This window comes from Azospira restricta, assembly GCF_016858125.1.
Lineage (GTDB): Bacteria > Pseudomonadota > Gammaproteobacteria > Burkholderiales > Rhodocyclaceae > Proximibacter > Proximibacter restrictus.
This window is the reverse complement of record NZ_CP064781.1, coordinates 1,811,911-1,836,063: the sequence shown is the minus strand read 5'-3', so window position 1 is coordinate 1,836,063 and position 24,153 is coordinate 1,811,911. Positions and strand designations below refer to the sequence as shown.

20 protein-coding genes are annotated in these 24,153 nt (G+C 68.5%); all 20 read right to left on the bottom strand.

Annotated features, from left to right (window positions below):
• Positions 1 to 7: 7 nt before the first annotated feature.
• Positions 8 to 895, bottom strand: coding sequence for a MinD/ParA family ATP-binding protein (locus IWH25_RS09015; RefSeq protein ID WP_203388973.1), 888 nt, complete (start codon positions 893 to 895; stop codon positions 8 to 10).
• Positions 888 to 2,312: a flagellar biosynthesis GTPase FlhF gene (flhF, locus tag IWH25_RS09010; RefSeq protein ID WP_203388972.1), complete on the bottom strand. Its 1,425-nt coding sequence runs from the start codon at positions 2,310 to 2,312 to the stop codon at positions 888 to 890. Before flhF ends, IWH25_RS09015 begins: the two co-directional genes overlap by 8 nt.
• Positions 2,309 to 4,393 (bottom strand): flagellar biosynthesis protein FlhA, encoded by a 2,085-nt coding sequence (gene flhA, locus IWH25_RS09005; RefSeq protein WP_203388971.1) that lies wholly within the window; start codon positions 4,391 to 4,393, stop codon positions 2,309 to 2,311. The genes flhF and flhA overlap by 4 nt, the downstream gene beginning before the upstream one ends.
• Positions 4,386 to 5,525: a flagellar biosynthesis protein FlhB gene (flhB, locus tag IWH25_RS09000; RefSeq protein ID WP_203388970.1), complete on the bottom strand. Its 1,140-nt coding sequence runs from the start codon at positions 5,523 to 5,525 to the stop codon at positions 4,386 to 4,388. Before flhB ends, flhA begins: the two co-directional genes overlap by 8 nt.
• Positions 5,526 to 5,702: 177 nt before the next feature.
• Positions 5,703 to 7,571: a chemotaxis protein CheA gene (locus IWH25_RS08995; protein ID WP_203388969.1), complete on the bottom strand. Its 1,869-nt coding sequence runs from the start codon at positions 7,569 to 7,571 to the stop codon at positions 5,703 to 5,705.
• A 9-nt stretch (positions 7,572 to 7,580) separates the two neighbouring features.
• The gene (gene cheZ, locus IWH25_RS08990) at positions 7,581 to 8,435 is read right to left on the bottom strand and encodes a protein phosphatase CheZ (RefSeq protein WP_203388968.1); all 855 of its coding nucleotides are present in this window, start codon (positions 8,433 to 8,435) and stop codon (positions 7,581 to 7,583) included.
• A 28-nt stretch (positions 8,436 to 8,463) separates the two neighbouring features.
• Complete coding sequence (gene cheY, locus IWH25_RS08985; RefSeq protein ID WP_203388967.1) at positions 8,464 to 8,859, bottom strand: chemotaxis response regulator CheY; 396 nt, start codon at positions 8,857 to 8,859, stop codon at positions 8,464 to 8,466.
• Positions 8,860 to 8,876: 17 nt separating this feature from the next.
• The gene (locus IWH25_RS08980; RefSeq protein ID WP_203388966.1) at positions 8,877 to 9,818 is read right to left on the bottom strand and encodes a chemotaxis protein; all 942 of its coding nucleotides are present in this window, start codon (positions 9,816 to 9,818) and stop codon (positions 8,877 to 8,879) included.
• A gap of 26 nt (positions 9,819 to 9,844) precedes the next feature.
• A complete protein-coding gene (locus IWH25_RS08975) occupies positions 9,845 to 10,816 on the bottom strand; it encodes a chemotaxis protein (RefSeq protein ID WP_203388965.1) in 972 nt (323 codons plus the stop codon).
• 99 nt (positions 10,817 to 10,915) lie between these two features.
• A complete protein-coding gene (locus IWH25_RS08970) occupies positions 10,916 to 12,613 on the bottom strand; it encodes a methyl-accepting chemotaxis protein (RefSeq protein ID WP_238999049.1) in 1,698 nt (565 codons plus the stop codon).
• Positions 12,614 to 12,703: 90 nt separating this feature from the next.
• The gene (locus IWH25_RS08965) at positions 12,704 to 13,009 is read right to left on the bottom strand and encodes an STAS domain-containing protein (RefSeq protein WP_203388964.1); all 306 of its coding nucleotides are present in this window, start codon (positions 13,007 to 13,009) and stop codon (positions 12,704 to 12,706) included.
• Between the two features lie 38 nt (positions 13,010 to 13,047).
• Complete coding sequence (locus IWH25_RS08960) at positions 13,048 to 14,100, bottom strand: protein-glutamate methylesterase/protein-glutamine glutaminase (RefSeq protein ID WP_203388963.1); 1,053 nt, start codon at positions 14,098 to 14,100, stop codon at positions 13,048 to 13,050.
• Positions 14,101 to 14,135: 35 nt separating this feature from the next.
• Complete coding sequence (cheD, locus tag IWH25_RS08955; protein ID WP_203388962.1) at positions 14,136 to 14,798, bottom strand: chemoreceptor glutamine deamidase CheD; 663 nt, start codon at positions 14,796 to 14,798, stop codon at positions 14,136 to 14,138.
• On the bottom strand, positions 14,773 to 15,753 hold the full coding sequence (locus IWH25_RS08950; protein ID WP_203388961.1) for a CheR family methyltransferase: 981 nt from the start codon (positions 15,751 to 15,753) through the stop codon (positions 14,773 to 14,775). Before IWH25_RS08950 ends, cheD begins: the two co-directional genes overlap by 26 nt.
• A 28-nt stretch (positions 15,754 to 15,781) precedes the next feature.
• Complete coding sequence (locus tag IWH25_RS19210; protein ID WP_203388960.1) at positions 15,782 to 18,637, bottom strand: methyl-accepting chemotaxis protein; 2,856 nt, start codon at positions 18,635 to 18,637, stop codon at positions 15,782 to 15,784.
• 112 nt (positions 18,638 to 18,749) lie between these two features.
• Positions 18,750 to 19,250 (bottom strand): chemotaxis protein CheW, encoded by a 501-nt coding sequence (locus IWH25_RS08940; protein WP_203388959.1) that lies wholly within the window; start codon positions 19,248 to 19,250, stop codon positions 18,750 to 18,752.
• 24 nt (positions 19,251 to 19,274) lie between these two features.
• Positions 19,275 to 21,479: a chemotaxis protein CheW gene (locus IWH25_RS08935; RefSeq protein ID WP_203388958.1), complete on the bottom strand. Its 2,205-nt coding sequence runs from the start codon at positions 21,477 to 21,479 to the stop codon at positions 19,275 to 19,277.
• Positions 21,480 to 21,540: 61 nt separating this feature from the next.
• Positions 21,541 to 21,906 carry a response regulator gene (locus tag IWH25_RS08930; RefSeq protein ID WP_203388957.1) on the bottom strand — a complete coding sequence of 122 codons (366 nt, stop codon included), beginning with the start codon at positions 21,904 to 21,906 and terminating at the stop codon, positions 21,541 to 21,543.
• Positions 21,907 to 21,933: 27 nt separating this feature from the next.
• Positions 21,934 to 23,133, bottom strand: coding sequence for a methyl-accepting chemotaxis protein (locus tag IWH25_RS19205; RefSeq protein ID WP_275403837.1), 1,200 nt, complete (start codon positions 23,131 to 23,133; stop codon positions 21,934 to 21,936).
• A gap of 65 nt (positions 23,134 to 23,198) precedes the next feature.
• Positions 23,199 to 24,131 carry a flagellar motor protein MotB gene (gene motB / locus IWH25_RS08920; protein WP_203388955.1) on the bottom strand — a complete coding sequence of 311 codons (933 nt, stop codon included), beginning with the start codon at positions 24,129 to 24,131 and terminating at the stop codon, positions 23,199 to 23,201.
• Positions 24,132 to 24,153 lie beyond the last annotated feature (22 nt).

The following is a 24,153-nucleotide window of genomic DNA, read 5'->3' as shown; positions in this document are numbered from 1 at the left end:
TGAGGTGTTATCCGGCGTGGATGGTGACCGGGTCTATGCGTTGGCTCAAGTGTAGCAGCTGCTGGACGAATTGTTCGAGGCCGCCGGCCTCGGCTTCCGCCGGCGGCCAGTGCAACATGTCGTTGGCAATCGCGCGCAGCGCGCTGGCGGCCGCCGATTCCGGATAGGCGGCGACGACCGGCTGGCACAGCCGGGCGGCGTGGCGCAGCGCATCATCGAGCGGCACGTGGCCGACGTAGTCTAGCAGCGCGACGCCGCGCGTCCGCGCAAGCTGCGCGAGGTTGGCGTGGATCGCTTCGCCGTCGGCGGCGCTCTTCACCTTGTTCACCAGGATGCGGAAGTGGCGGCGCTCGTAGCCGAGGCTGACCTTCTTGATCAGCGCGTAGGCCTCGGTGATCGCCGCGCCGCTGGCGGCGGCGACGACCACCGTCTCCTGCGTCGCCAGCCCTAGCGGCGAGAAGCCGAGCGGATGGTCGGTCGAGGCGTCGACGAGGATCACGTCGGCCGGATGCTCCATCGCGCCGAGCGACTCGATCAGCGCCTCCTGCTCGCCGCGGGCGAGCTTGCCGAGCTTCTTCACCGCGCGCGCGGCAGGCAGCACACGGACGCCGGGGGCGACGTTGACCAGCACCTCGGCGAGCCGCTTGTCGCGCTTGATGACGTGGTAGAGGTCGTGCTTGGCGGCGGCGCCGAAGACGGCGGCGACGTTGCCGGCGGTGTTCTCGTCGAGCACCAGCACCTCCTTGCCCTGGCGCGCCATCGCCGCGGCGACGTTGGCGACGGCGATCGTCTTGCCGACGCCTTCGCTGCCGGCGGCGAAGGTGATCACGCGCAGGCCCTCCTGGCCGAACAGGCGGCGCAGGCCGGCCGCCTGGTCAGCGTGATATTCAGCCACGACGCCCACCCATCGCGGCGACGCCGGCATTGGCCATCACCAGCCCCGGCTCGACGCCGGCGAAGCGGTGCGGCGAGGCCTCCGGCGCATCCTTGAAGGCACGGTGCAGCAGGTAGGCGCGGTTCGGCAGGTGCAGATCCTCCGGGACGCGCTGGCCGTTGGAGATGTAGTGCAGCTTGAGGTTGTGGCGCATCGCGACGTCGAGCGCCGGCGCCAGGCTGGCGGCCTCGTCGACCTTGGTCAGGATGCAGCCGGCGAGGTCGGCGCCGCGGTAGGCGCGGACGACGTCGTCCATCGTGTCGCCGCGGGCGGTGGCGTTGATCAGCAGCAGGCGCTGCACGCCGCACTCGGCGAGCATGCCGATCTGGTCGGTGACCATGCGGTCGCGCTGGCTCATGCCCATCGTGTCGACCAGCACCATGTGCTTGTGCGACAGCTCGGCGAGCGTCTGCCGCAGGTCGTCGCCGTCCTTCACCAGATGCACCGAGACACCGAGGATGCGGCCGTAGATGCGCAGCTGCTCGTGGGCGCCGATCCGGTAACCGTCGGTGGTCACCAGCGCCAGCTTGCTGGCGCCGTGGCGCAGCACGCAGCGGGCGGCGAGCTTGGCGGTGGTGGTCGTCTTGCCGACGCCGGTCGGGCCGACCAGCGCGAAGACGCCGCCGCGCTCGATGATGTCGTGGTCGCTGCCGAGCGTGCGCAGCGCGCGGTCGGCGGCGCCCTTGACCCAGGCCTGCGCCTGGCGGGCGTCGAGCTCGCTCGGCAGGTCGTCGAGCAGTTCGCGCGCCAGCTGCGGCGAGAAGCCGGAATCGAGCATCTGGCGCAGCACCTCGGTCTTCACCGGCTCGCTGCGCGCGGTCTCGCCCCAGGCGAAGCCGGCCAGGTGCTGCTCGACGATCTGGCGCAGCGCACGGATCTCGGCCATCACCGAGGCCGGCACCACCTCGGCCTCGGCGCGCGGCTCGGGCGCCGCCGGCGGCGGCGTCTCGAGGCGCGGCATCGGGCGCGAGGCGATCGGCGCCACGGCCGGGCGCGGTGCGGCGGGCGGCATGGCGACGGTCCGTTCGGCGGCCGGCGCGCGCTCGGCGACCGGCGGCACGAAGGGCTTCGCGACCGGCGCGGCAGCGGCAGGCGGCACGCTGCCGCGCGCGGAGGAGAGGCTGACGGTGTAGTCGTCGTCGGTCGGCGATGCGGCGACCGGGGCGGGACGCGGCGTCTCGATGCGCGGCGCGATGTCGCGCACCGGCGTCGGTGCCGGCGCGATCGCCGCCATGTCGCGCGAGGCGACCGCCATGATCTCGACGCCGCCGCCGGGCAGACCCCGATTGGAGAGGATGATGGCGTCCGGCCCGAGGACTTCCTTTACTTTGCGCAGCGCATCGCGTGCGGTGAGGGCGACGAATTTTTTGACGTTCATGCTCTACCTCCGATGATCGAGGTGACCTTGATGATCTTGTTGTCAGGCACTTCGCTGTGGGCAAGCACCTTCAGTTGCGGGATGCTGCGGCGCAGGAAGCGCGACAGCAGGGTTCTCAGGTTGGCGGGGACCAGCAGCACGGCCGGCAGGCCGAGCTCTTCCTGGCGCTGCGCGGCGGCCGCCGATTCGCGCATCAGCGTGTCGGCCATGCCCGGCTCGATCGCCGCGCCGTCGCCGCTGCCGGAGACGGCCTGGACCAGGATGCGTTCGAGTTGCGGGTCGAGCGACATGACCTGCATCTCGGCACTGCCGGCGTAGAGCTGCTGCACGATCGCGCGGCCGAGCGCGTTGCGCACCTGCGCGGTGAGGATCTCCGGATCCTGCGTACGCGTCGCCTGCTCGGCCAGCGTCTCGACGATGGTGCGCATGTCGCGGATCGGCACACCTTCCTCGAGCAGGTTCTGCAGCACCTTCTGCACGGTGCCGAGCGGCAGGACCTTCGGCACCAGGTCCTCGATCAGCTTCGGCATGTCCTTCGCCAGGTGGTCGAGCAACGCCTGCGTCTCCTGGCGGCCGAGCAGTTCGGCGGCGTTCGACAGGATCAGGTGGTTGAGGTGTGTCGCCACCACCGTGCTCGAATCGACGACGGTGTAGCCGTAGGCCTGCGCCTGGTCGCGCAGCGCCGCGTCGACCCAGACCGCCGGCAGGCCGAAGGCCGGATCCTTGGTCGGCGTGCCCGGCAGCGTGCTCACCACGCGGCCCGGATTGATCGCCAGCAGCTGGCCGGGGAAGGCCTCGCCCTGGCCGATCTCGACCCCCTTCAGCAGGATGCGGTAGGCGTTCGGCTTGAGTTCGAGGTTGTCGCGGATATGCACCGGCGACACCAGGTAGCCGACTTCCTGCGCGAACTTCTTGCGGATGCCGCGGATGCGGCGCAGCAGCTCGCCGTCCTGCGCCTTGTCGACGAGCGGGATCAGGCGGTAGCCGACTTCCAGGCCGAGCACGTCGAGCGGCGCGACGTCGGCCCAGCTCGCCTCCTGCGCCTCGACCGGCACCGCCGGCGCCACCGGCAGCGGCGCCGGACGCTGGATTTCCGCCCGCTTGCTCAGGTGCCAGGCAAGCCAGCCGAGGCCGCCGCCGAGCAGCAGGAAGACGAAGTTGGGCATGCCCGGGATCAGGCCCAGCGTGCCGAGGATGCCGCCGGTGATGGCGAGCACGCGCGGCTTGCTGAACATCTGCGCGATGAACTGCTGCGAGATGTCGCCGTCGTCGCCGACGCGGGTGACGACCATGCCGGCGGCGATCGAGATGATCAGCGCCGGGATCTGCGCGACCAGACCGTCGCCGATGGTCAGCAGCGTGTAGGCCTTGGCCGCCGAACCGACGTCCATGTTGTGCTGGAGCACGCCGACGAAGAGGCCGCCGATGATGTTGATCAGCATGATGATGATGCCGGCGACGGCATCGCCGCGCACGAACTTCGAGGCACCGTCCATCGAGCCGTAGAACTCGGCTTCCTGCGCGATCGTCGCACGCCGCTTCCTGGCCTCGTCCTCGCCGATCAGGCCGGCGTTCAGGTCGGCATCGATCGCCATCTGCTTGCCTGGCATCGCGTCCAGCGTGAAGCGTGCCGACACTTCGGCGACGCGGCCGGCGCCCTTGGTGATGACGACGAAGTTGATGATCACCAGGATCGCGAAGACGACGATGCCGACCGCGTAGTTGCCGCCGACCAGGAAGTGGCCGAAGGCCTCGATCACCTTGCCGGCGGCGTCCGGCCCGCTGTGGCCGTGGAGCAGCACGACGCGGGTCGAGGCGACGTTGAGCGACAGCCGCAGCAGCGTGGTGACCAGCAGGATGGTCGGGAAGATCGAGAAGTCGAGCGGCTTCAGCGTGTAGATCGCGACCAGCATGACGATCACCGAGATCGCGATGTTGAACGTGAACAGCAGGTCGAGCATGAACGGCGGCAGCGGCAGCACCATCATCGCCAGGATCATGACGATCAGCACCGGCGCCGCCAGCTGCTGGTAGCCGATGCGGCCGAGCAAGCCCTGCATGGTCAGCGCCGGGCTAGCCATTCACCGCCTCCGGCACGAGTTCGGGCGGCACCTGCAGGTCGCGCGGCGGCACCGGGTACTGGCCGCCGGCACGGCGCCAGTTGCTCAGCTGGTAAACCCAGGCCAGCGCCTCGGCGACCGCAGCGTAGAGCGTGCCGGGAATCTCCTGGTCGAGCTCGACGTGGCGATGCAGCGCGCGCGCCAGCGGCGGCGCCTCGAGCAGCGGCACGCCATGCTCGGCGCCGAGCTCGCGGATGCGGCGGGCGACCTCGCCGGTACCCTTGGCAACGACCTTCGGCGCGCCCATGCCGCTCTTGTAGGCGAGCGCGACCGCGAAATGCGTCGGGTTGGTGACGATCACGTCGGCCTGCGGCACGGCCGCCATCATCCGGCGGCGCGCAGCCTCGCGCTGCAGGCTGCGGATACGGCCCTTGACGTGCGGGTCGCCCTCCATTTCCTTGGCTTCCTGGCGCAACTCCTCGCGCGTCATCTTCAGCTTGTCGTGGTAGTGCCAGAGCTGGAAGGGCACGTCGAGGGCGACGATCAGCAGCATCGCCGAGACGATCACCAGGAAGCTGAAGGCGACCAGGTGGCCGACGGCGGCCAGCCCGCTTTCGACCGGCAGCGCGAGCAGGCCGACGATCTCGTTGCGCTCGCTCCAGATCACCCAGGCGGCGATGCCGCCGATGAGGCCGGCCTTGGCCACGGCCTTCAGCATGTCGACGACGCCGGACCAGGAAATGATCCGCTTCAGCCCCTGGATCGGGTCCATCCGCGACAACTTCGGCAACACCGCCTTCGGCGAGAAGATGAACGAGTTCAGGAAGAACGGACCGGCAGCCGCGGCGACCATCAGCACGCCGAGCAGCGGGGAATAGGTGATCAGCACGTCGATGGAGAGATCAGCAAACCGGACAAGCATCTGATCCGGTTCCCGGACCAACTTTTCGTCCAGCGTCAGTCCGCGGCGGAACATCGCGGCGGTGCGTTGTGCCAGCCAACCGCCCAGCAGCCAGAGGGTGCCGGCCGCGGCGATCAGGATCAGGAAAGCGCCCAACTCCCGCGAATGGGGGACCTGCCCTTCTTCGCGTGCCTGTTCCAGCCGTCGGGCTGAGGCAGGTTCTGTTCGTTCGAGGTCGCTTTCTTCGGCCATACCCGGTGCCTGATTTGGTTCCGGGTATTATAGGAAAAAACAATAAAAATTAAAGAGGTATGGAGGTTTTTTGTTAACGATTCTAGGCTCGTTGCAAAAAAGCAACCGGGTGTTGCGGATCGTAGACGCAGAAAAGGGGGCCGAGCCCCCTTTTCAAGCGCTTGAATTCGTTGACCTTTAGCCGAACTCGAGCGCGCGCATGCTGCTGCCGCGGGCATCCATGTCCAGATGCTGGCCGAGGTCGGAGAGCAGCTCCTTCATGTCGAGGATCAGCACGATCTGGCCGTTCGACAGCGTCGTCACCCCGGCCACGCCGCGCGGACGGAAGTCCTCGAGCGACTTGATCACCGCGTCGTCGCGGCCGGCGAAGTTGTCCACGGCAAGGATGAAACTGCGCTCGGCGGTCTGCATCAGCACGCCGTACTCGGGCGGATGGTCCTGCGGCCAGCCGAGCAGCTTGGCCAGCGACACCACCGGCAGGATCTCGCCGCGCACGACCAGCGTCGCCTTGCCGCCGACTTCCTGCAGCTTGCCGTGCTCGATCGGCAGGATCTCGCGCACCAGCGACAGCGGCAGCGCGAACGGCTGGTCGCCGAGCAGCACCAGCAGCACCGGCAGGATGGCCAGCGTCAGCGGCAGCGAGATGATGAAGACGCTGCCCTTGCCCGGCTCGGAGCGGATGTCCACGGTGCCGTTGAGCTTCTGGATGTTGGTCTTGACCACGTCCATGCCGACGCCGCGGCCGGAAACGTCGGAAATCTGCGTCTTGGTCGAGAAGCCCGGCAGGAAGATCAGGTGCAGGCTCTGCCGCTCGTCGAGGGTATTGGCCTCCTCCTCGGAGATCAGTCCCTTCTCGATGGCCTTGGCGCGGATGCGCTCGGCGCTCATGCCGCGGCCGTCGTCGGCGATGATCAGCACGATGTGGTCGCCTTCCTGGCGCGCCTCCAGGCGCACCACCGACTTCGTCGGCTTGCCGCAGGCGAGCCGCTCCTCCGGCCCCTCGACGCCGTGGTCGACAGCGTTGCGGATGAGGTGGATCAGCGGGTCGGCGAGATCCTCGATCATCGTCTTGTCGACCTCGGTCTCCTCGCCGGCGAGCACCAGCTCGACGTCCTTGCCGAGCTGGCGGGCAAGGTCGCGGGCGATGCGCGGATACTTCTGGAAGAGGCGCCCGATCGGCTGCATGCGCGTCTTCATGACCGAGTTCTGCAGATCGGAGACCAGCAGGTCGAGCTGCGAAACCGCCTGGTCGAGCGCGTGCAGCGTGTCGGAATCGGTCTTGCCGGCGAGGATGTCGGCCCTGAGGCTGGTCAACCGGTTCTTCATCAGCCCGATCTCGCCCGATAGGTTGAGCACCTGATCGAGGCGCGCGGTATCGACGCGGATCGTGTTCTCGCGCGCCGCGGTGCGCTCCTCGGCGCGGCGGCCGGCGCCGGCCGGCGTCGGCGAGCCCGGCTTGTCGGTCGCGCGGCGGCCGTAGGGCGGCGGCGAAGCGGCGGCCGGCGTCGCCTCGGACTTCGGAATCACTTCGCTGGCGCTCGCCACCGCCTGCCCGGTAACGGCGGCGTGCAGCTGCTTCCAGTCGGGCCCGCCGGCGGCAGCGGCCGGAGCGGCGGCGGCCGGTGCCGCGGGCGCTTCGACTTCGGCTTCGGCTCCGGCCTCGAGCGCGTGGCGCAAGCCGGCGAGCACGTCGTCGGGCGCCGGACGCGGCTGCACGCCCTGCCCGAGCTCGCCGAACATGTCGCGGACCCCCTTGGTCGCCGCCATGATGATGTCCATCAGCTCGGGCGTCAGGTCCATCTCGCCGTTGCGCAGGCGGTCGAACAGGTTCTCGGTGAGGTGGCAGAGGGTGACCAGCTCGGTCGCGTTGAGGAAGCCGGCGCCCCCCTTGACCGTGTGGAAGCCGCGGAAGATGTCGTTCAACAGGCCGCGGTCGTCCGGCATCTTTTCCAGATCGACCAGCTTGTTGTCGACGTCCGACAAGAGATCGTGCGCCTCCTGCAGGAAATCCTGCAGCAGATCTTCCATCCCGGCGAAATCGCTCATGTTGTTCTCCTAGAAGCCGAGGCTGTCGAGCAGGTCGTCGACCTGCTGCTGGTCGACGACGACGTCGGTGCGGCCTTCGGCATTGATCACCGGCCCGTTGAGCAGGCTGGCGACCGAATCCGTCTTGTGCTCCTCGGGCATGACCTCGATCAGCGCGTTCATCAGCTGCGACTCGAGGTCCTGCGCCAGCGTCACCACCTTCTTGATCACCTGGCCGGTGAGGTCCTGGAAATCCTGCGCCATCATGATTTCCATCAGCTGCGCCTTGGTCCCGGCGGTCTTCTGCGGCACCTGTTCCTTCAGGAAGGCGCGCGTGTCGGCGGCGAGCTGCTTGAAGTCCTCGACGCCCATCTGGTTCGCGTACACGCGGTCCCAGCGCGCCGCCAGCCCCTGCGCGCCGCTTTCCAGCGACTCGACCAGCGGATTGGCGACGTCGGTGGCGTTCAGCACCTTGCAGGCGGCCTGCTCGGTCAGGTTGGCGATGTAGGCAAGGCGGTCCTTGGCATCGGGCAGGGCCTCGACGGTCTGCGCGATCAGCTTGTCGTAGCCGAGCTCGCGCAGCGTGTCGTGCAGCTGGCGGGCCATCTGGCCGACGCGGCGGAAAACCTTCTCCTGGCCTTCCCACTCCTCGTCGACGGCTGCCGCCGGCGCCGCTGCCGCGGTCTGGGTGTCGGCGATCGAATCGAACAGCGCCTGCAGCTCGTCGGAATCGCCGACTTCGCGCGCCGCCGCAGCAGCCGGAACGGCCGCAGGCGCCGCCGGTGCAACCGGAGCCGCCGGCGCGGCAGCGGGCGCCGCAGCCGGCGCCTTGCCGGCGGCGATGCTGTCAAAGAGTGCCTCGAGTTCTGCGGAATCGCTGCTCATTGTCTTTCCTCTGTCCTGTGTGCGCCCTTCATGCGCCCTTTTCCATCTTCTCGAAGATCTTCTGCAGCTTCTCGGCCAGCGTCGCCGACGTGAACGGCTTGACGATGTAGCCGCTGGCCCCCGCCTGTGCCGCCGCGATGATGTTCTCCTTCTTCGCCTCGGCGGTGATCATCAGCACCGGCAGGTGCTTCAGCGCCGGCGTCGCGCGGATCGTCTGCAGCAGCGTCAGGCCGTCCATGTTCGGCATGTTCCAGTCCGAAACGACGAAGTCGAAGCCGCCCGCCTGCAGCTTCTGCAGCGCGATGGCGCCGTCCTCGGCCTCGTCGACGTTGGTGAATCCGAGCTCCTTCAGCAGGTTGCGGACGATGCGCCGCATCGTCGAGAAATCGTCGACGACCAGGAACTTGATCTTCGGATCCGGCATGCTTCGGACTCCCGTTCCTAGCGTTCGAGCAGCGGGCGCAGCGTGTCGGCAAGCACCTCGGCGTCGAACTTGGCGACGTAGCCGTCGACACCGACGGCCTTGCCCATCGCCCGGTTGGCTTCCGACGACAGCGAGGAATGCATGATCACCGGCACCCCGTTGAAGCGGGCGTCGCTCTTGATGTTCTTGGTCAGCACGTAGCCGTCCATCTCCGGCATCTCGGCATCGACCATGATCACGCGGATTTCCTCGCGCACCGGCTTGCCCATCTGCGTCGCATGCGCGGCGATCGCCTGCAGGCGGGTCCACGCCTCGGCGCCGTTGGTCGCGTGCTTGTGCTTGACGCCCAGCTTGTCGAGCACCTCGGTGATCTTGCGGCGGGCGACGATCGAGTCGTCGCAGAAGAAGATGCTGACATCCTCGGCGACGCGTACCGGCGGCACGTCGACGATCACCGCCTCGCCGAAGGCGTTGGCGAGGATCTGCTCGACGTCGAGGATCGACACCAGGCGGCCGCCCTCGAGCTCGATCACCGCGGTGATCAGCCCCTGGTTCGAGGCCAGCACCGTTTCAGGCGCCTTCACCCGCTCCCAGTCGACGCGGATGATGCGGTCGACCTCGTGCACCAGGAAGCCGAGCGTGCGCTTCGAGTATTCGGCGACCATCATCGACTTGCCCAGTCCGGGCGGCGGGCCGCCCTCGAGGTCGAGGAAGGACGATAGCGACAGCACCGGGATGACGTTGCCGCGCAGCGAAATCAGCCCCTCGACGCCGCGCGGCATGTTCGGGGTGCGCGTGATGTGCGGCGTCCGCCCCACCTCACGGACCTTGAAGACGTTGATGCCGAAGGTCTCGCGCGTGCCCAGCGAGAACAACAGGATTTCCATCATGTTCGAGCCGGCGAGCCGCGTGCGGGCGTCGACGCTCTCGAGCAGGTTCTTCTTCTCTGACAGATCCATGGTTTTGCTCCTGCGAACGGTCCCGGTCAGGCCGGCACGGGAAGGTTGGCCGACTCGCCGAGGATCCGGCGGGCGAGGGATTCGGACAGCTTCTGCGGCTCGAACTTGGCGACGTATTCGTCAACGCCGACCGACTTGCCGAGCTGCTGGTTCGACATCCCCGACAGCGACGAATGCATGATCACCGGAATGCCGGCAAAGCGCGGATCGCTCTTGATCTTCTTGGTCAGGATGTAGCCGTCCATCTCCGGCATCTCGATGTCGGTCAGCACCAGGCTGACCAGGTCGGACACCGACTTGTTGGTGCTGTCGGCGTAGGTCGCGATCTTCTCCAGCTCCTCCCAGGCGAGGCGGCCGTTCATCGCCCCCACGTACTTCACGCCCATCAGCTGCAGCGTCTTCTCGATCTGCTTGCGGGCGACGATCGAGTCGTCGGCGAAGACCACCATCGCGTCCGGCTTGTTCAGCGGCACGACGCTGCGGTAGGCGGCCTCATCGTCGTAGCGGGCGGTCTCGGCGAGCACCTTCTCGACGTCCATCATCATCACCAGCCGGTTGTCCGGCAGCTCGGTGACCGCCGTCACCAGCCCGCCCATCTCCGCCATCAGCATCTCCGGCGGCACGCGCATCTGGCTCCAGTCGAGGCGCAGGATGGTGTCCACCCCTTCGACCAGGAAGCCCTGGGTATGGCCGTTGTATTCGGTGACGATCATGATGTCGCGCGGCGTCTCGGTGTGCACGCCGGCGTACTTGGCGAGGTCGATCACCGGCACCAGCACGCCGCGCAGGCTGACCATGCCCTCGACCGCCGACGGCATTTCCGGCGCGGCGGTGATCGGCGGCGTGCGCATCACTTCGCGCACCTTGAAGACGTTGATGCCGAAAGTCTCCTTGCGCCCGGTGCGCGTGTCGCGGCCGAGGAAGAAGAGCAGAATTTCCAGCTTGTTCGTACCCGCGAGCTTGGTGCGCGCGTCGATGCTTTTCAGCAGTTCGGACATAAATCGATCCCCCTCTTTGGCGAGGTGTCTTGCAGCGTGTATGTTAACCCATCGTCCGGGCCGGCACCACGGCGACCGGCCCCCTTGTCGCGGCGGCGCTCAGGCCTCGGTCCGGTAGCCGATGCGGAAGCCTCCCCAGTGGCGCCCCTTGACCGTCACCGGCGCCGAGATGTCGTGCATGATCTCGCCGGTGTCGCGGCGATAGGTCTGCAGCAGGAAGGGCTGCGTATGGTCGCCGCAACGCCGGCCGACCGGGTCGTCGAAGATCCGCTTGGTGCGGTTGTTGACGAAATCGACCTTCTCGTCACCGGTCAGCGGCTGCGCGAAGCGCCGGTTGTGCGTCGGCACGTAGCCCTTGCGGTCGCAGGCGATCGCATAGACCAGCCAGCCGTTCTGCTCGAGCAGCGCCTCCTGCAGCGGCGGCAGCAACTGGTCGCAGAGCGCGTCGAAGCGGGTCTTGAACTTCTGCGGCTTGGTGTTCGGGATCGGCTGGTAGCTCTCGTCGAACAGGTCTTCCAGGCGGAGACGGCCGGCGTCGATCGCCTTCTCCAGGATCTGGCCGGTCTCGGCGGCGGCCCGCTGCACGATCGCAGGCATCCGGCCGTGCGTCTGCACCGCCTGCTCACCGGAGGCGCCGAGCTTGAAGACGTTGCCGATTTCCTTCAGATTGGTGGCCAGGTATTCGAGCTGGCCGGCCTCGCGCAGCGCCTTGTCCGACGCCGCGCTGTTCGACTCGGCCATCGACATGATGCTGCGCACGTGCGCGGCGATGTCGTTGCCGGAGCGGGTCTGTTCGTCGATCACGGCGGCGATCGCGTCGACCTTCTCCATCGTCTCGCGCGCGCCGCGGTTGATGCGGTCGAGCGAATCGGCGGCCTGCTGCGCCAGCGCGGCACCGCTCCGGGCCTGGCCGGTGCCGGCCTCGATGCTGACGATCGCGGTCTGCGTCTCGCCCTGGATCGCGGTGATCATGCTGCTGATCTCGCCGGTCGCCGACGAGGTGCGCTCGGCCAGCTTGCGCACCTCGTCGGCGACCACCGCGAAGCCGCGCCCCTGCTCGCCGGCACGCGCCGCCTCGATGGCGGCGTTGAGCGCGAGCAGGTTGGTCTGGTCGGCGATCTCGCGGATGGTCTGGGCGATGCCGCTGATCGCCTTCGAGCGCTCGCCGAGCGCATAGACCACCTCGGCGGACTCGGTCACCGAGGCAGCGATCCGTTCCATCTCGGCCGACGCGTCGCGGACGATGCCCATCCCCTCGGCCGACAGGCCGCTCGCCGACTCGGCGATCTGCGCCGTCTCCGACGCGTTCTGCGCCGCCTGGTGCATGTTGGCCGTGAGCTGGTTCATCGCCGACGCCGCCGACTGCGCGGCGTCGTGCTGGCGGTTGGAGCCCGCGGCGACGGTGTTCGCCTCGTCGATCAGCGTCGCCGAAGCGCGCGCGACCTCGACCGAATTGAAGAAGACCTTGCCGATGATCGTCTGGAAGCTGGCCATCAGCCGGTTGTAGGCCAGTGCCGTCGCGGCGACCTCGTCCTTGCCGCGCTCATCGGCGCGGCGCGTCAGGTCGCCGTCCATGTAGGTGCGCTCGATCACCGCGCGCAGCTCGCCGAGACGCCGCAGCAGCCCGCCCTCGACGAAGGCGGCCAGGCCGGCGCCGAGCAGCGCGAGCAACCCGCCGCCGATCGCCACCCCCTGCATGCCGCTGCCGAAAACCGCCGGACCGACCCCCATCAGGACGCCCGCCGCCACGACCATGACCGCGAACGCGCCCCGCACCTTCCACGCCACACTGCTCATCCGGCCAACCACTCCCCTGTTGTTGTCGCCGCCGCTGCGGCCCCCTCGCGAACGTCCTGCGCCACCACCCGGCGGGTGGTCTGCGGCACGTCAGGCGATCTTGAACAGCTTGCCGAAATTGGCGATCTCGAGCACCTGCTTCACCGCGCCGCGCACATTGACCAGCGCCAACGTCTTGTTCGCCGCCCCCGCCTTGTCGCGCAGCATCAGCAGCATGCCAAGCGCGGAGCTGTCGAGATAGTCGACGGCGGCCAGATCGATGTTCAGCTGCTTCACCTCCGCATCGGCCATTACCGGCTCGTAGGCACTCCGGAATTCCCGATGCGAATTGAAGTCGAAGCGGCCGGACAACTTCAGGTCAACCCGGCCGGACTCCTTCACGACATTAACCTGCATGACCTCCTCCGCTTATCACTTTCGTGTTATCGGCCCCACTATGCCACACTCCGCGCGGCCGTGGCGAGCACGCGGCGCGCCATTTCGCCGAGACTGACGACCTCCTCGACCGCGCCGACCAGCGCCGCCTCGCGCGGCATGCCGTAGACCGCGCAGCTCGCCTCGTCCTGGCCGAAGGTCCGCCCACCGGCCTGGCGCAGGCGCAGCAGGCCCTGCGCCCCGTCCTTGCCCATGCCGGTCAGGATGACGCCGATCGCCTTGGCGCCGACCGCCTCCGCCGCCGAATCGAAGAGCACGTCCACCGACGGCCGGTGGCGGTTGACCGGTGCCGCGTCGCTCAGACGCGTGACGCAGGCGCTGCCCTGGCGGACGATCTGCAGGTGCGAGTGGCCCGGCGCGATGAACACGGTGCCGGGCTCGACCCGCTCGCCGCCCTGCGCCTCGACCACCCGTGGCGCGCACAGGCTGTCCAGCCGCCGCGCGAACGAGGCGGTGAAGTTCTCCGGCATGTGCTGCACGATCAGCGTCGGCGGACAGTCGGCGGGGAAGCCGAGGAGCAGGTCCTTGATCGCCTCGGTACCGCCGGTCGAGGCGCCGACGAAAATGACGTTGCCGTTGGCGGCGTTCCGCGCCGTGGCGGGCAGCGGCGCCACCGGCCCCTCGCCGGCGGGCGCGGCGGCCGGCCGCCGCAGCTGCGCCGCGGCCGCACCGCGGATTTTTTCGGTCAGTTCCTCGGCGTACTCGATCAGCGCCGCCGGCTGGTCGGCGCGCGGCTTGCCGATGAAATCGACCGCCCCCAGCTCGAGCGCGCGCAGCGTCGTCTCCGAACCGGCCTCGGTATGGGCCGAGACCATCACCACCCGCGTCGGCCGCAGGCGCATCAAGCGCTCGAGGAACTCCAGCCCGTCCATGCGCGGCATCTGCACGTCGAGCGTGACGACGTCCGGGTTGAGCGACTTGATCAGCTCGCGCGCCCCGTGCGCGTCGGGGGCCGCTCCCACCACCTCGAGATCGGGGGCGGCGTTGATCAGCTCGGCGAGCAGCTTGCGCATCACCGCCGAATCGTCCACCACCAGCACCTTTGTCGTCATCGTTCGTCTTTGCAGCCGCCGGCGGCCTGGCCTCGTCAGATGAAGAGCTCGATCTCGCCGGCAACGGTGGAGCGTTGCAGGCGGGAGCGATATTCCCTTTCGCGGTCGAACAGCGTGTCGTTGTGCACGCGATGCAGCTTGCGTACCAGCACGCGACCGCTGCGCGGGAAGTAATAAACCTTGCGCGGATACGAATCGAGCAGGTCCTTGGCCACCACCGGAATCTTCTCGGTCTGCAGGAAGTCGAGCACGAACTCGGCGTTGCGCGCACCGATGTTGCTCGAGCTGAGGCTGGCGAGCACGGCGCCGCCGCCGAACACCTTGGCCTCCAGCCGATGCCGCCGCGCCCCCGACTTGAGCAGGTGGTTGATCAGCACTTCCATCGCGTAGGTACCGTAGCGGGTCGAGCTGCTGAGCACGTCCTTGCCGCCTTCGTCCGGCAGCATGAAGTGGTTCATGCCGCCGATGCCGTTCTCGCTGTCGCGGATGCAGGCGGCGACGCAGGAGCCGAGCACGGTTACCAGCACCATCTCCTTGCCGGTGACGTAGTACTCGCCGGGCAGGATCTTGGCCGCCGCGGTGTCGAAGTTCCGGTCGTGGTAGATGTTCGAGGCGAAGCCCTCGACATACCCCTGCTCGGTGGACGGACAGGCGGCCGCGTCGGCCTCGCGCTCAACGACGGCGGCGGGAGAGTTCATAGACGGTCTTGCCGAGCGAACGGAAGAGGTCGGCGGCGTGCAGGAAGCTTTCCGAATGCCCGGCGAAGAGCAGCCCGTCGTCCTGCAGCAGCGGCGCAAAGCGCGACAGGATCCGGTACTGCGTCGGCTTGTCGAAATAGATCATCACGTTGCGGCAGAAGATCACGTCGAGCGCTCCCTTCACCGGCCAGCTCGGGTCGAGCAGGTTGACGCGCTGGAACTGGACCATGCGCCGCAGTTCCGGACGCACCGCGACGTTGCCTTCCTGTGCGCCGGAGCCCCTCAGGAAGAAGCGCTTCAGCCGCTCGGGCGACAGCCGCTCGACACGCTCGATCGGGTAGACGCCCTTGTCCGCCGTCGCCAGCACGTTGGTGTCGAGGTCGGAGGCGATGATCGAGACCGGCGTCGAGAAGCCGCCGAAGGTCTCGGCGACGGTCATCGCGATCGAATAGGGTTCCTCGCCGGTCGACGACGCGCAGCACCAGACCCGGATCGGGTTGCGACCGCCGAGCTTCTTCAGGTGCTCGCCGAAGATCGGGAAGTGATGCGGCTCGCGGAAGAACGAGGTGAGGTTGGTCGTCAGCGAATTGACGAAGCGCTCCCATTCCTCCGCGTCGCCGCGTTCGAGCAGCGCCAGGTAGTCGGCGAAACTGCCCTTGCCGGTCGCCCGCAGGCGGCGCGCCAGGCGGGAATAGACCATGTCCTGCTTGGCCGGCGACAGCGAGATGCCGGCATGCTGGTAGATCAGTTTGCGCACGCGGTCGAAATCGGCGCTGGTGAACTCGAATTCGCGCAGGCTGCCGTCGCGGCTGGCGAACGGCAGCGCGCCGGCCGGTGCCGGCCGCGACGGCGATGGCGCGGCGGGCGGCGGGCGGCCGGCGGCCGCCGGCCGCAGCGACGAGGAAGGGGCCGCCGGCGCGCGCGGCGGCACGGGGCGTTTCGGGTCGAAGCTCATCCCTGGGTCATTCCTGCATCGGCGCGCGTCAGAACTCCGCCCACTCGTCGTCCAGCGTCACCGGCAGCTTGGACGGCACCGGGCGCGCGGACGCGGGTGGCACGAAGCGCCCGCGGCGCGCCTCGGGCTCGGCCAGGGCCGGCCGCGACGCCGCCGGCCGTGCCGGACGCGCCGGCACCGGCCGCTGCGCTTCCGAGAGCTGGAACACCGACACCGCCTCCAGCAGCGAGCGCGCCTGCTCTTCGAGACTTTCGGCGGCAGCCGCCGCCTCCTCGACCAGCGCCGCATTCTGCTGCGTCACCTCGTCCATCTGCGTCACCGCCAGGCCGACCTGCTCGATGCCCGAACTCTGCTCACGGCTCGCCTCGGCGATGTCGGTCATGATCGCCGCGACGCGGCCGATCGCCGCGACCACCTCCTCCATCGTGCGCCCGGCCTGGTCGACCAGCTTCGAGCCGTTCTCGACCTTCTCCACCGAGTCGGAGATCAGGCTCTTGATCTCTTTCGCGGCGGCCGCGCTGCGCTGCGCGAGGCTGCGTACCTCGGTCGCCACCACCGCGAAGCCGCGCCCCTGCTCGCCGGCACGCGCCGCCTCGACGGCGGCGTTGAGCGCGAGGATGTTGGTCTGGAAGGCGATGCCGTCGATGACGCCGATGATGTCGGCGATCTTCGACGAACTGTGGTGGATCGCGCCCATCGTCTGCACCACCTGGGCGACGACCGCGCCGCCCTTCTCCGCGACCTGCTGCGCGCCGCTGGCGAGTTCGTTGGCCTGGCGCGCGTTGTCGGCGTTCTGCTTCACCGTGCCGGTCAGCTGCTCCATGCTCGATGCCGTTTCCTCGAGGCTGGAGGCCTGCTGTTCGGTGCGCGACGAGAGGTCCTGGTTGCCGACGGCGATCTCCTGCGACGCGGTGTTGATCGCATCCGACGCATGCTTGATCTGGCCGACGATCTCGCGCAGGCGGGCGACCGTGGTGTTGGCGTCGTCCTTCAGCCGGCCGAAGGTGCCGGCGTAGTCGGCGCTGATCGACTTGGTCAGGTCGCCGTCGGCCATCGCCGAGAGCATCAGCACGACGTCGTCGAGGCCGCGCTGGGCGGTGTCGAGCAGGCGGTTGAGATCCTCGGCGAGGCGCAGGAAGAAGCCGTGCTTGCCGGCGACCTCGACGCGCTTGCCGAAGTCGCCGTTGGCGGCGGCGCCGACAATCTCGGCGACCTCGTTCTCGACCGCCACCTCCGTGGTGCGGTCGAGCCATTCGACGGCGGTGCCGAGGCGCTCGCCGCGGCCGTTGAGCACCGGTGTCACGGTCAGCGCGAAGGTGCGGCCGCCGACGACGATCTGCGCCTTGTGCGAGCCGGTCAGGCGGTCGAGCATGCCGCGCTGGTGCGCCGGGTTCTTGTGGAAGACGTCGATGTTCGAACCGAGCAGCGCCGCCGCGCTGAAGTTCGGCAGATCCCGGCGGATGTCGCTCTCGGCGGCCTCGAACATGCGGCGCACCGCGTCGTTCATGTAGATGATGTTGTGCGTGTGGTCGGCGATCATGACGTTGGTGGCGACGTTGTCGAGGCCGATCTTGATGCGCAGGTTCTCGTCAGAGACGCGCTTCGCCTCGGCGACGTTGAAGCCGAGCTGGATCTGCATCGACTGCAGGCCCTGCATGACCTTGCCGACTTCGTCGTTGCGCGCGATGTCGACCGGCGTCTGGTAGTTACCCTCGGCGATGCCGAAGAAGCCGGCGGTGATTTCCTGGAGCGGGCGGACGATCGCGCGCAGCGTCAGCAGCGCGATCGCCGCGCCGGCGGCGACCAGCAGCGCCAGCAGCGCGACGACCCATCCCTGCGACCGGCTGCCCTCGCTTTCGGCCTGCTGCAGCTGCAGCTTCGCCTGCTCCAGCTGGTAGCGATAGAGCGTATCGGCCGCGGCCGCCGCCTCGACGTACAGCGGATTCACCTTCTGCAGCAGGATCGTCTGCGCCTCCTCGTAGCGCCCCTCGGCCATCGCCGCCCGCGCCGGACGCAGCCCTTCGCCGACGTAGCGCGCCCGCTTGGCGCGGTAGTCCTCGGCCATCCGCTTGTGCTCGTCGTCGGTCACCGCCTTCATGTAGCCTTCCCACTGCGCGGTGATCTCGGCGGCATTTTTCTCGATCGCGTCGAGGTGCGTCGTGACCGGATGGTCGTGCAGGGCCGCCGACGGCATCTCCGGCGCATGCTGCAGGCCGAGCATCACCTGGCTGCGGTTGTCGGCCATCAGCTTGCCGATCCGCGCCAGCGCCTGCACCGGCTGCAGGCGCTTGTCATAGAGATCGGCCACCGCCTGGTTGGACTGGCCGACGGCGACCATGCCGACGACACCGACGACCGTCGCCAGCGCGATGATCGCGGTCATGCCGGCGATCAGCCGCGTCTTGAGGGTGACGTTGGCGAAGCCCTCGCCGCCCTTGACCACCTTGCCATGGCGGATCGTCGCACCGCCCGCGGCCTTCTCGCGGAACATCCGGTAAGCCCGGTCGACGGCGACGATCGCGTCGCGGTCGGCCTTGCGCCGCACCGACATGTAGCCGGTGATCTGGCCGTTCTCGCGGATCGGCGTCGCCGTCGCCAGCACCCAGTAGTAGTCGCCGTTCTTGCAGCGGTTCTTGACGTAGCCGGTCCACGGCCGCCCGGCCTTCAGGTCGCGCCAGAGATCCTCGAAGGCCTCGGCCGGCATGTCCGGGTGGCGGACGATGTTGTGCGAGGTGCCGATCAGCTCGGCCTCGGAGAAGCCGCTGATGTCGAGGAAGTCCTTGTTGACGTAGGTGATCTGCCCCTTCAGGTCGGTCTTCGAGACGATCAGCGTGTCGTCGTTCAGGGCCACCTCGACGTTGGTTACCGGCATGTTGATGCGCATCGTCGTTCCTCCGATTATCGTTTCTTGTGCTGGCCGCTGCCGGCCGGCGGGAAGCCCCCGGTCGCGCGCCCGTTGTCCGTCATCGCTGGCGTTGCCCGCCCGCCGCGTGTGCTCATTCCGCCACCGCCTCGTCGATCAGCTCCATGTCGCGGCTGCTCATCAGCCGCTCGATGTCGGTGACGATCAGCATCCGTTCGTCGACGCTGGCCAGCCCGAGGATGTACCTGGTGTCGAAGCTGGCGGCGAAATCCGGTGCCGGCCGGATCTCGCCGCCGCTCAGCGAGGTCACGTCGGAAACGCTGTCGACGACGATGCCGATCACGCGCTGCGCCACGTTGAGGATGATCACCACCGTAAACGGCGTGTAGTCGACAGTGCCGAGGCCGAACTTGATGCGCAGATCGACGATCGGGACGATGATCCCGCGCAGGTTGATCACGCCCTTGATGAACGGCGGCGCGTAGGCGATCGCCGTCGGCGGCTCGTAGCCGCGGATCTCCTGTACCTTGAGGATGTCGATCGCGTACTCCTCGGCACCGAGGCGGAAGGTCAGGTATTCGCTGGCGATCTGTCCGTCGTCGGCGACGGCGATCGGCTGGCTGGCAATCTCCATGCTTGGGCTCCCTTGGCTAAGGCGTCATGCAGGCACCGCCTCCGCGGCCTGCGGCGTCGTGCGGGCGGCGTCGATCAGCGCCGACACATCGAGGATCAGCGCGACGCGCCCGTCCCCCATGATCGTCGCCCCGGAAATGCCGGGCACCCGGCGGTAGTTCTGTTCCAGGCTCTTGATCACCACCTGGTGCTGGCCGACCAGCGCGTCGACGAACAACGCCGCCTTGGCGCCGTCGGCGTCGAGCACGATCATGATGCCGCGCGTGAAGTCGGTTTCGGCGCCGGGCACGCGGAACATCTCCTGCAGCGAGACCACCGGCAGGTACTCGCCGCGCACCTGGATCACCCGCCCCTGGTTGGAGACGGTCTTGACGTCGCCGGCCGCCGGCTGCAGCGACTCGATCACATAGGACAGCGGCAGGATGTAGGTATGCTCGCCGACGGCGACCGACATGCCGTCGAGGATGGCCAGCGTCAGCGGCAGGCGGACGGTCATGCGGGTGCCGATGCCGGGCATGCTCTCGATCTCGATGCGCCCGCCCATCGCCTGGATGTTGCGGCGGACGACGTCCATGCCGACGCCACGCCCGGAGACGTCGGTGACGACGTCGGCGGTGGAGAAGCCGGCCTCGAAGATCAGCGCCCACACCTCCTGGTCGGGCATCTGATCGGACACCGCGAAGCCGCGCTCGCGCGCCTTGGCGAGGATCCTCTGGCGGTTCAGCCCGGCGCCGTCGTCGCCGACCTCGATGACGATGTTGCCGCCCTGGTGCGCGGCCTTCAGCGTGATCGTGCCGGCCGCCGGCTTGCCGGCGGCGAGGCGCTGCTCCGGCGGCTCGATGCCGTGGTCCAGGCTGTTGCGGATGAGGTGCGTCAGCGGGTCGGCGATGCGCTCGATCAGCCCCTTGTCGAGCTCGGTCGACTCGCCGCTCATCTTCAGCTCGACCTGCTTGCCGAGCTTCGACGACAGGTCGCGGACGACGCGCGGGAAGCGCGAAAACACAAACGAGATCGGCATCATGCGGATCGACATCACCGCTTCCTGCAGCCCGCGGGTATTGCGCTCGAGCTGGGCGAGGCCGCCGAGCAGCGCCTCCGGCGCCGCGTCGTTCATCTGCGCCGCGCACTGCAGCAGCATCGCCTGCGTGATCACCAGCTCACCGACCAGGTTGATCAGCTGGTCGGCACGCTCGACGCTGACACGGATCGACGCCGACTCGCCGGCAGCCGCCGGCAGCGGACGCGCCTTGCGGCCGGCCGGGGCCGGCGCTGCGGCCGCCGGTTCGGCCGCCGGTTCGGCCGCCGCGGGCAGCGGTTCCGGCAACGGCAGGAACAGGCCGAAGCCGTCGCCCTCCTCGATCGCCGGCGGCGCCTCGGCGGACGGCGGCGCCTCGGGCACCGGCAAGGGATCGAAGAAGCCGAAGCCGTCGCCTTCCTCGGCCGCCGGCGACGCCGTCGTCGGCAGCGGTTCGAAGAAGCCGTAGCCCTCGTCGGCGGGCGTCTCCTCCGCGAACAGGCCGAAGGCGCCGCCGGCGTCGACCACCTCGCCGGAAGCGCTCGTCACCCGCCAGGCGCCGTCGGCGGCAACGAAGGCGAGCAGGTCCTCGATCTGCGCCGGCGGCGCGGCCGTCGCCAGCTGCAGCCGCCAGCCGCCCGCCGCGCCGTCCGCCGGCCGCTCCAGCACCGTCAGTTCGCCCAGCGCGCGCAGTTCGTCGAGCAGGTTGGCGAGCGCCGCCGGGTCGGCCGTCGCCTCGGGAGTCGGCACGAATTCGAGCGCATAGCAGGCCATTGCCGGCAGCGCCGGCGACGGTGCGGGGGCGGCGTCGTGCGCCGGCGCACCGGCAGCGCCGCTCAGCGCCCGCAGCGTCGCGCAGACACCGGCGACCGTGTCCGCGGCGACCGGCGTGCCGCCCCGGTGCGCGGCGAGCATCGCCTGCAGCGTGTCGCCGGCGGCGAGGAAGGCGTCGACCATGTCGTCGCGCAGCGCCAGTTCGTGCTTGCGGATGCGGTCGAGCAGGTTCTCCAGGATGTGGGTGACCTCGGCCAGATCGGTGAAGCCGAAGGTGCCGCTGGAGCCCTTGATCGAATGCGCGGCGCGGAAGATCGCGTTGAGCTGCTCGGCGTCCGGGGCAGCGACGTCGAGGCCCAGCAGCAGCGATTCCATCTCCGCCAGATGCTCGGCGGTCTCCTCGAAGAAGACCTGGTAGAACTGGCTCATGTCGATGGTCATGGTTTCCCTCGGCGCCAATCTGCATCCGCAAGCGGGCCGTGCGCGGCCCCGCGCACCGGCATCAGCCGATGACTTTCTTGACCACCTCGATCAGTTTCTGCGGATCGAAGGGCTTGACCAGCCAGCCGGTCGCCCCCGCCGCGCGCCCCTGCGACTTCATCGCGTCCGAGGACTCGGTGGTCAGCATCAGGATCGGCACCGACTTGTACTGCGGCAGCGCGCGCAGGTTCTTGATCAGCGTCAGGCCGTCCATGCGCGGCATGTTCTGGTCGGTGAGCACGAGGTTGATCGCACGCGACTTGGCCTTGTCCAGGCCGTCCATCCCGTCGACGGCATCGACCACTTCGTAGCCTGCGCTCTTCAGCGTGAAGCCAACCATCTGCCGGATCGAAGCAGAATCGTCAACGCAGAGAACGGTCTTTGCCATGGAGATATCCTTTTTTCTGTGGGTCGGTTAGAACAATTCGACTCCGCCGCTGGCGAAGCCCTGCTGTTTCACGGGGTTGTTGTCCTCGGCATGGCGGACGCCGTCGAGCGTCGCCAGCGCCTGCGCCAGCCGACCGCGCAGGCGGGCCAGGTCCTCCGCCTGCAGCCGGCCGCCGGCGGCGGCACCGGCACCGCCGAGCTCGGCGACGACCGACTGCAGTTCGCCGAGACGGTTGCCGACGTGGCTGATCAGCTGCGTCACCATGTCCTGGAACTGCAGCGAGACGACCGCCTGGTTGACGCTCGACTCCATGACGGCGGCAATCTGGTTGAGTTCCGTGACGGTATGGCTGGTGCTGCGGTTGAGGTCCTCGACGTCGTGCATCGCCTGCTCGACGTCCTGCTTCGATTGCAGCGCGAAGGTCATGTCCTGCGCCGCCATCTTGTTGATCGCCGCCTCGGTATCGCCGATCGAACGCTGCATGTTCTCCATCAGCCCGCGGATCTGCTGGCTGAAATGGCTGGTGCGCCCGGACAGGTCGCGCACCTCGTCGGCGACGACGGCGAAGCCGCGTCCGGCCTCGCCGGCGCGGGCCGCCTCGATCGCCGCGTTGAGCGCGAGCAGGTTGGTCTGCTTCGAGATGCCGTCGATCTCGCCGAGCATGCCGAGGATCTGGCGCATCTCCGAGGAGATGCGGTCGGTCATCTCGACCAGCTCCATCGCCAGCTTGGAGTTCTCGACGACGCTGTCGACGAAGCGGCGCAGCGTCTCCGAGGTCTGCCGCGCGAACAGCTCGAAATCGGAGACACGCTTGCCGTCGGCGTCGACGGTGGTACCGTGCTGGCGGATGATCGCCAGGCCGAGCTCCTGCTGCCGCTGCGCCTGCGCGCTCATCGCGTGGAAGCTGCCGATCAGCTTGGCGATGGCGTCGGAGAAGATCTGCTGCGCGCGGCCGAGTTCGCCGCGGGTGGTGTCGAACTGCGCGGAGAAGGCATCGCTGCAGCGGACCAGCGCCTGCCCGGTCTCGCGCAGCGCTTCGCGCTCCGGGATGTCGGCAGCCGCTGCCGGCACCTCGCCGGGCGCGCTGGCAGCGAAGCCGGCGATCAGCAACCAGCCGACCAGCAGCAGGCCGACGGCGCCGAAAAAGACGCCATTGCGCAGCGCCGGCTCAAGCAGCGCGGCCGCGCCGGCGACCACCGCCAGCCACAGCACGCCAAACGTTCTCACCCGGTTTCCCGCACTCATCGCTTCCCCGTCCGTTGATGCCGCCCGGGCCCGGCCCGCACGGCTTGCTACCTGCCCGTTTCCCGCGGTTCGGTGGCGGCATCGTCCGCCGGCTGGCCGGCACTGCCGTCCGCCTCGCCGAGGAAGGCTTCTTCGGTCCGCTTGTTGAGGACGACGATGCTGATCCGGCGGTTCACCGGGTTCAGCGGGTCGCTCTTGTCGAACGGCACCGTCGACGACATGCCGAGCACGCGCAGCACCTTGTTCTCGTCCATGCCGCCGGCGATCAGCTCGCGGCGCGAGGCGTTCGCCCGGTTCGCCGACAGTTCCCAGTTGGAGAAACTCTTCTGGCCGGCCGCGTACTGCGCGGCATCGGTGTGGCCGGAGACGGTGATCCGGTTGCTGACGCTGTTCAGCGCCGTCCCGATCTCGCGCAGGATCTCCTTGGTGTAGGGCTTCAGCTCGGCGCTGGAAAGGTCGAACATCGGCCGGTTCTGCTCGTCGACGATCTGGATGCGCAGCCCTTCGCTGGTGATGTCGAGCAGCAGCTGGTTCTTGAACTGCTTCAGCGCCGGGTTGGTCTCGATCACGCTCTCGATGCGCTTCTTCAGCTCGTTCAGCATCGCCTTCTCTTTCGCCTCGAACTGCTTGCGCGCCTCCTCGTCGAGCGAGCTGGTCGACTTGCGCCGCCGTTCCTGGTCGCCGCGCTGCTGCTGGCCGGTCGTCCGCGTCAGGTCCTTGCCGCCGCCGGGGATGATCGTCGACGCGTCGCCCGACCCGGAGCCGCCGGTCGAGCTGACCTTCAGCGGGTTCTGGAAGTATTCGGCGATGCCGTTGAGATCGCCCTTGGCAGTCGAGCCGAGCAGCCACATCAGCAGGAAGAAGGCCATCATCGCCGTGACGAAGTCGGCATAGGCGATCTTCCAGGCGCCGCCGTGGTGGGCGCCGGCCATCACCTTCTTGCGCTTGATGACTATCGGCCGGGTCGAGTCGTCGCTCATCGTCGCTGCTTCCAGTCAGCCG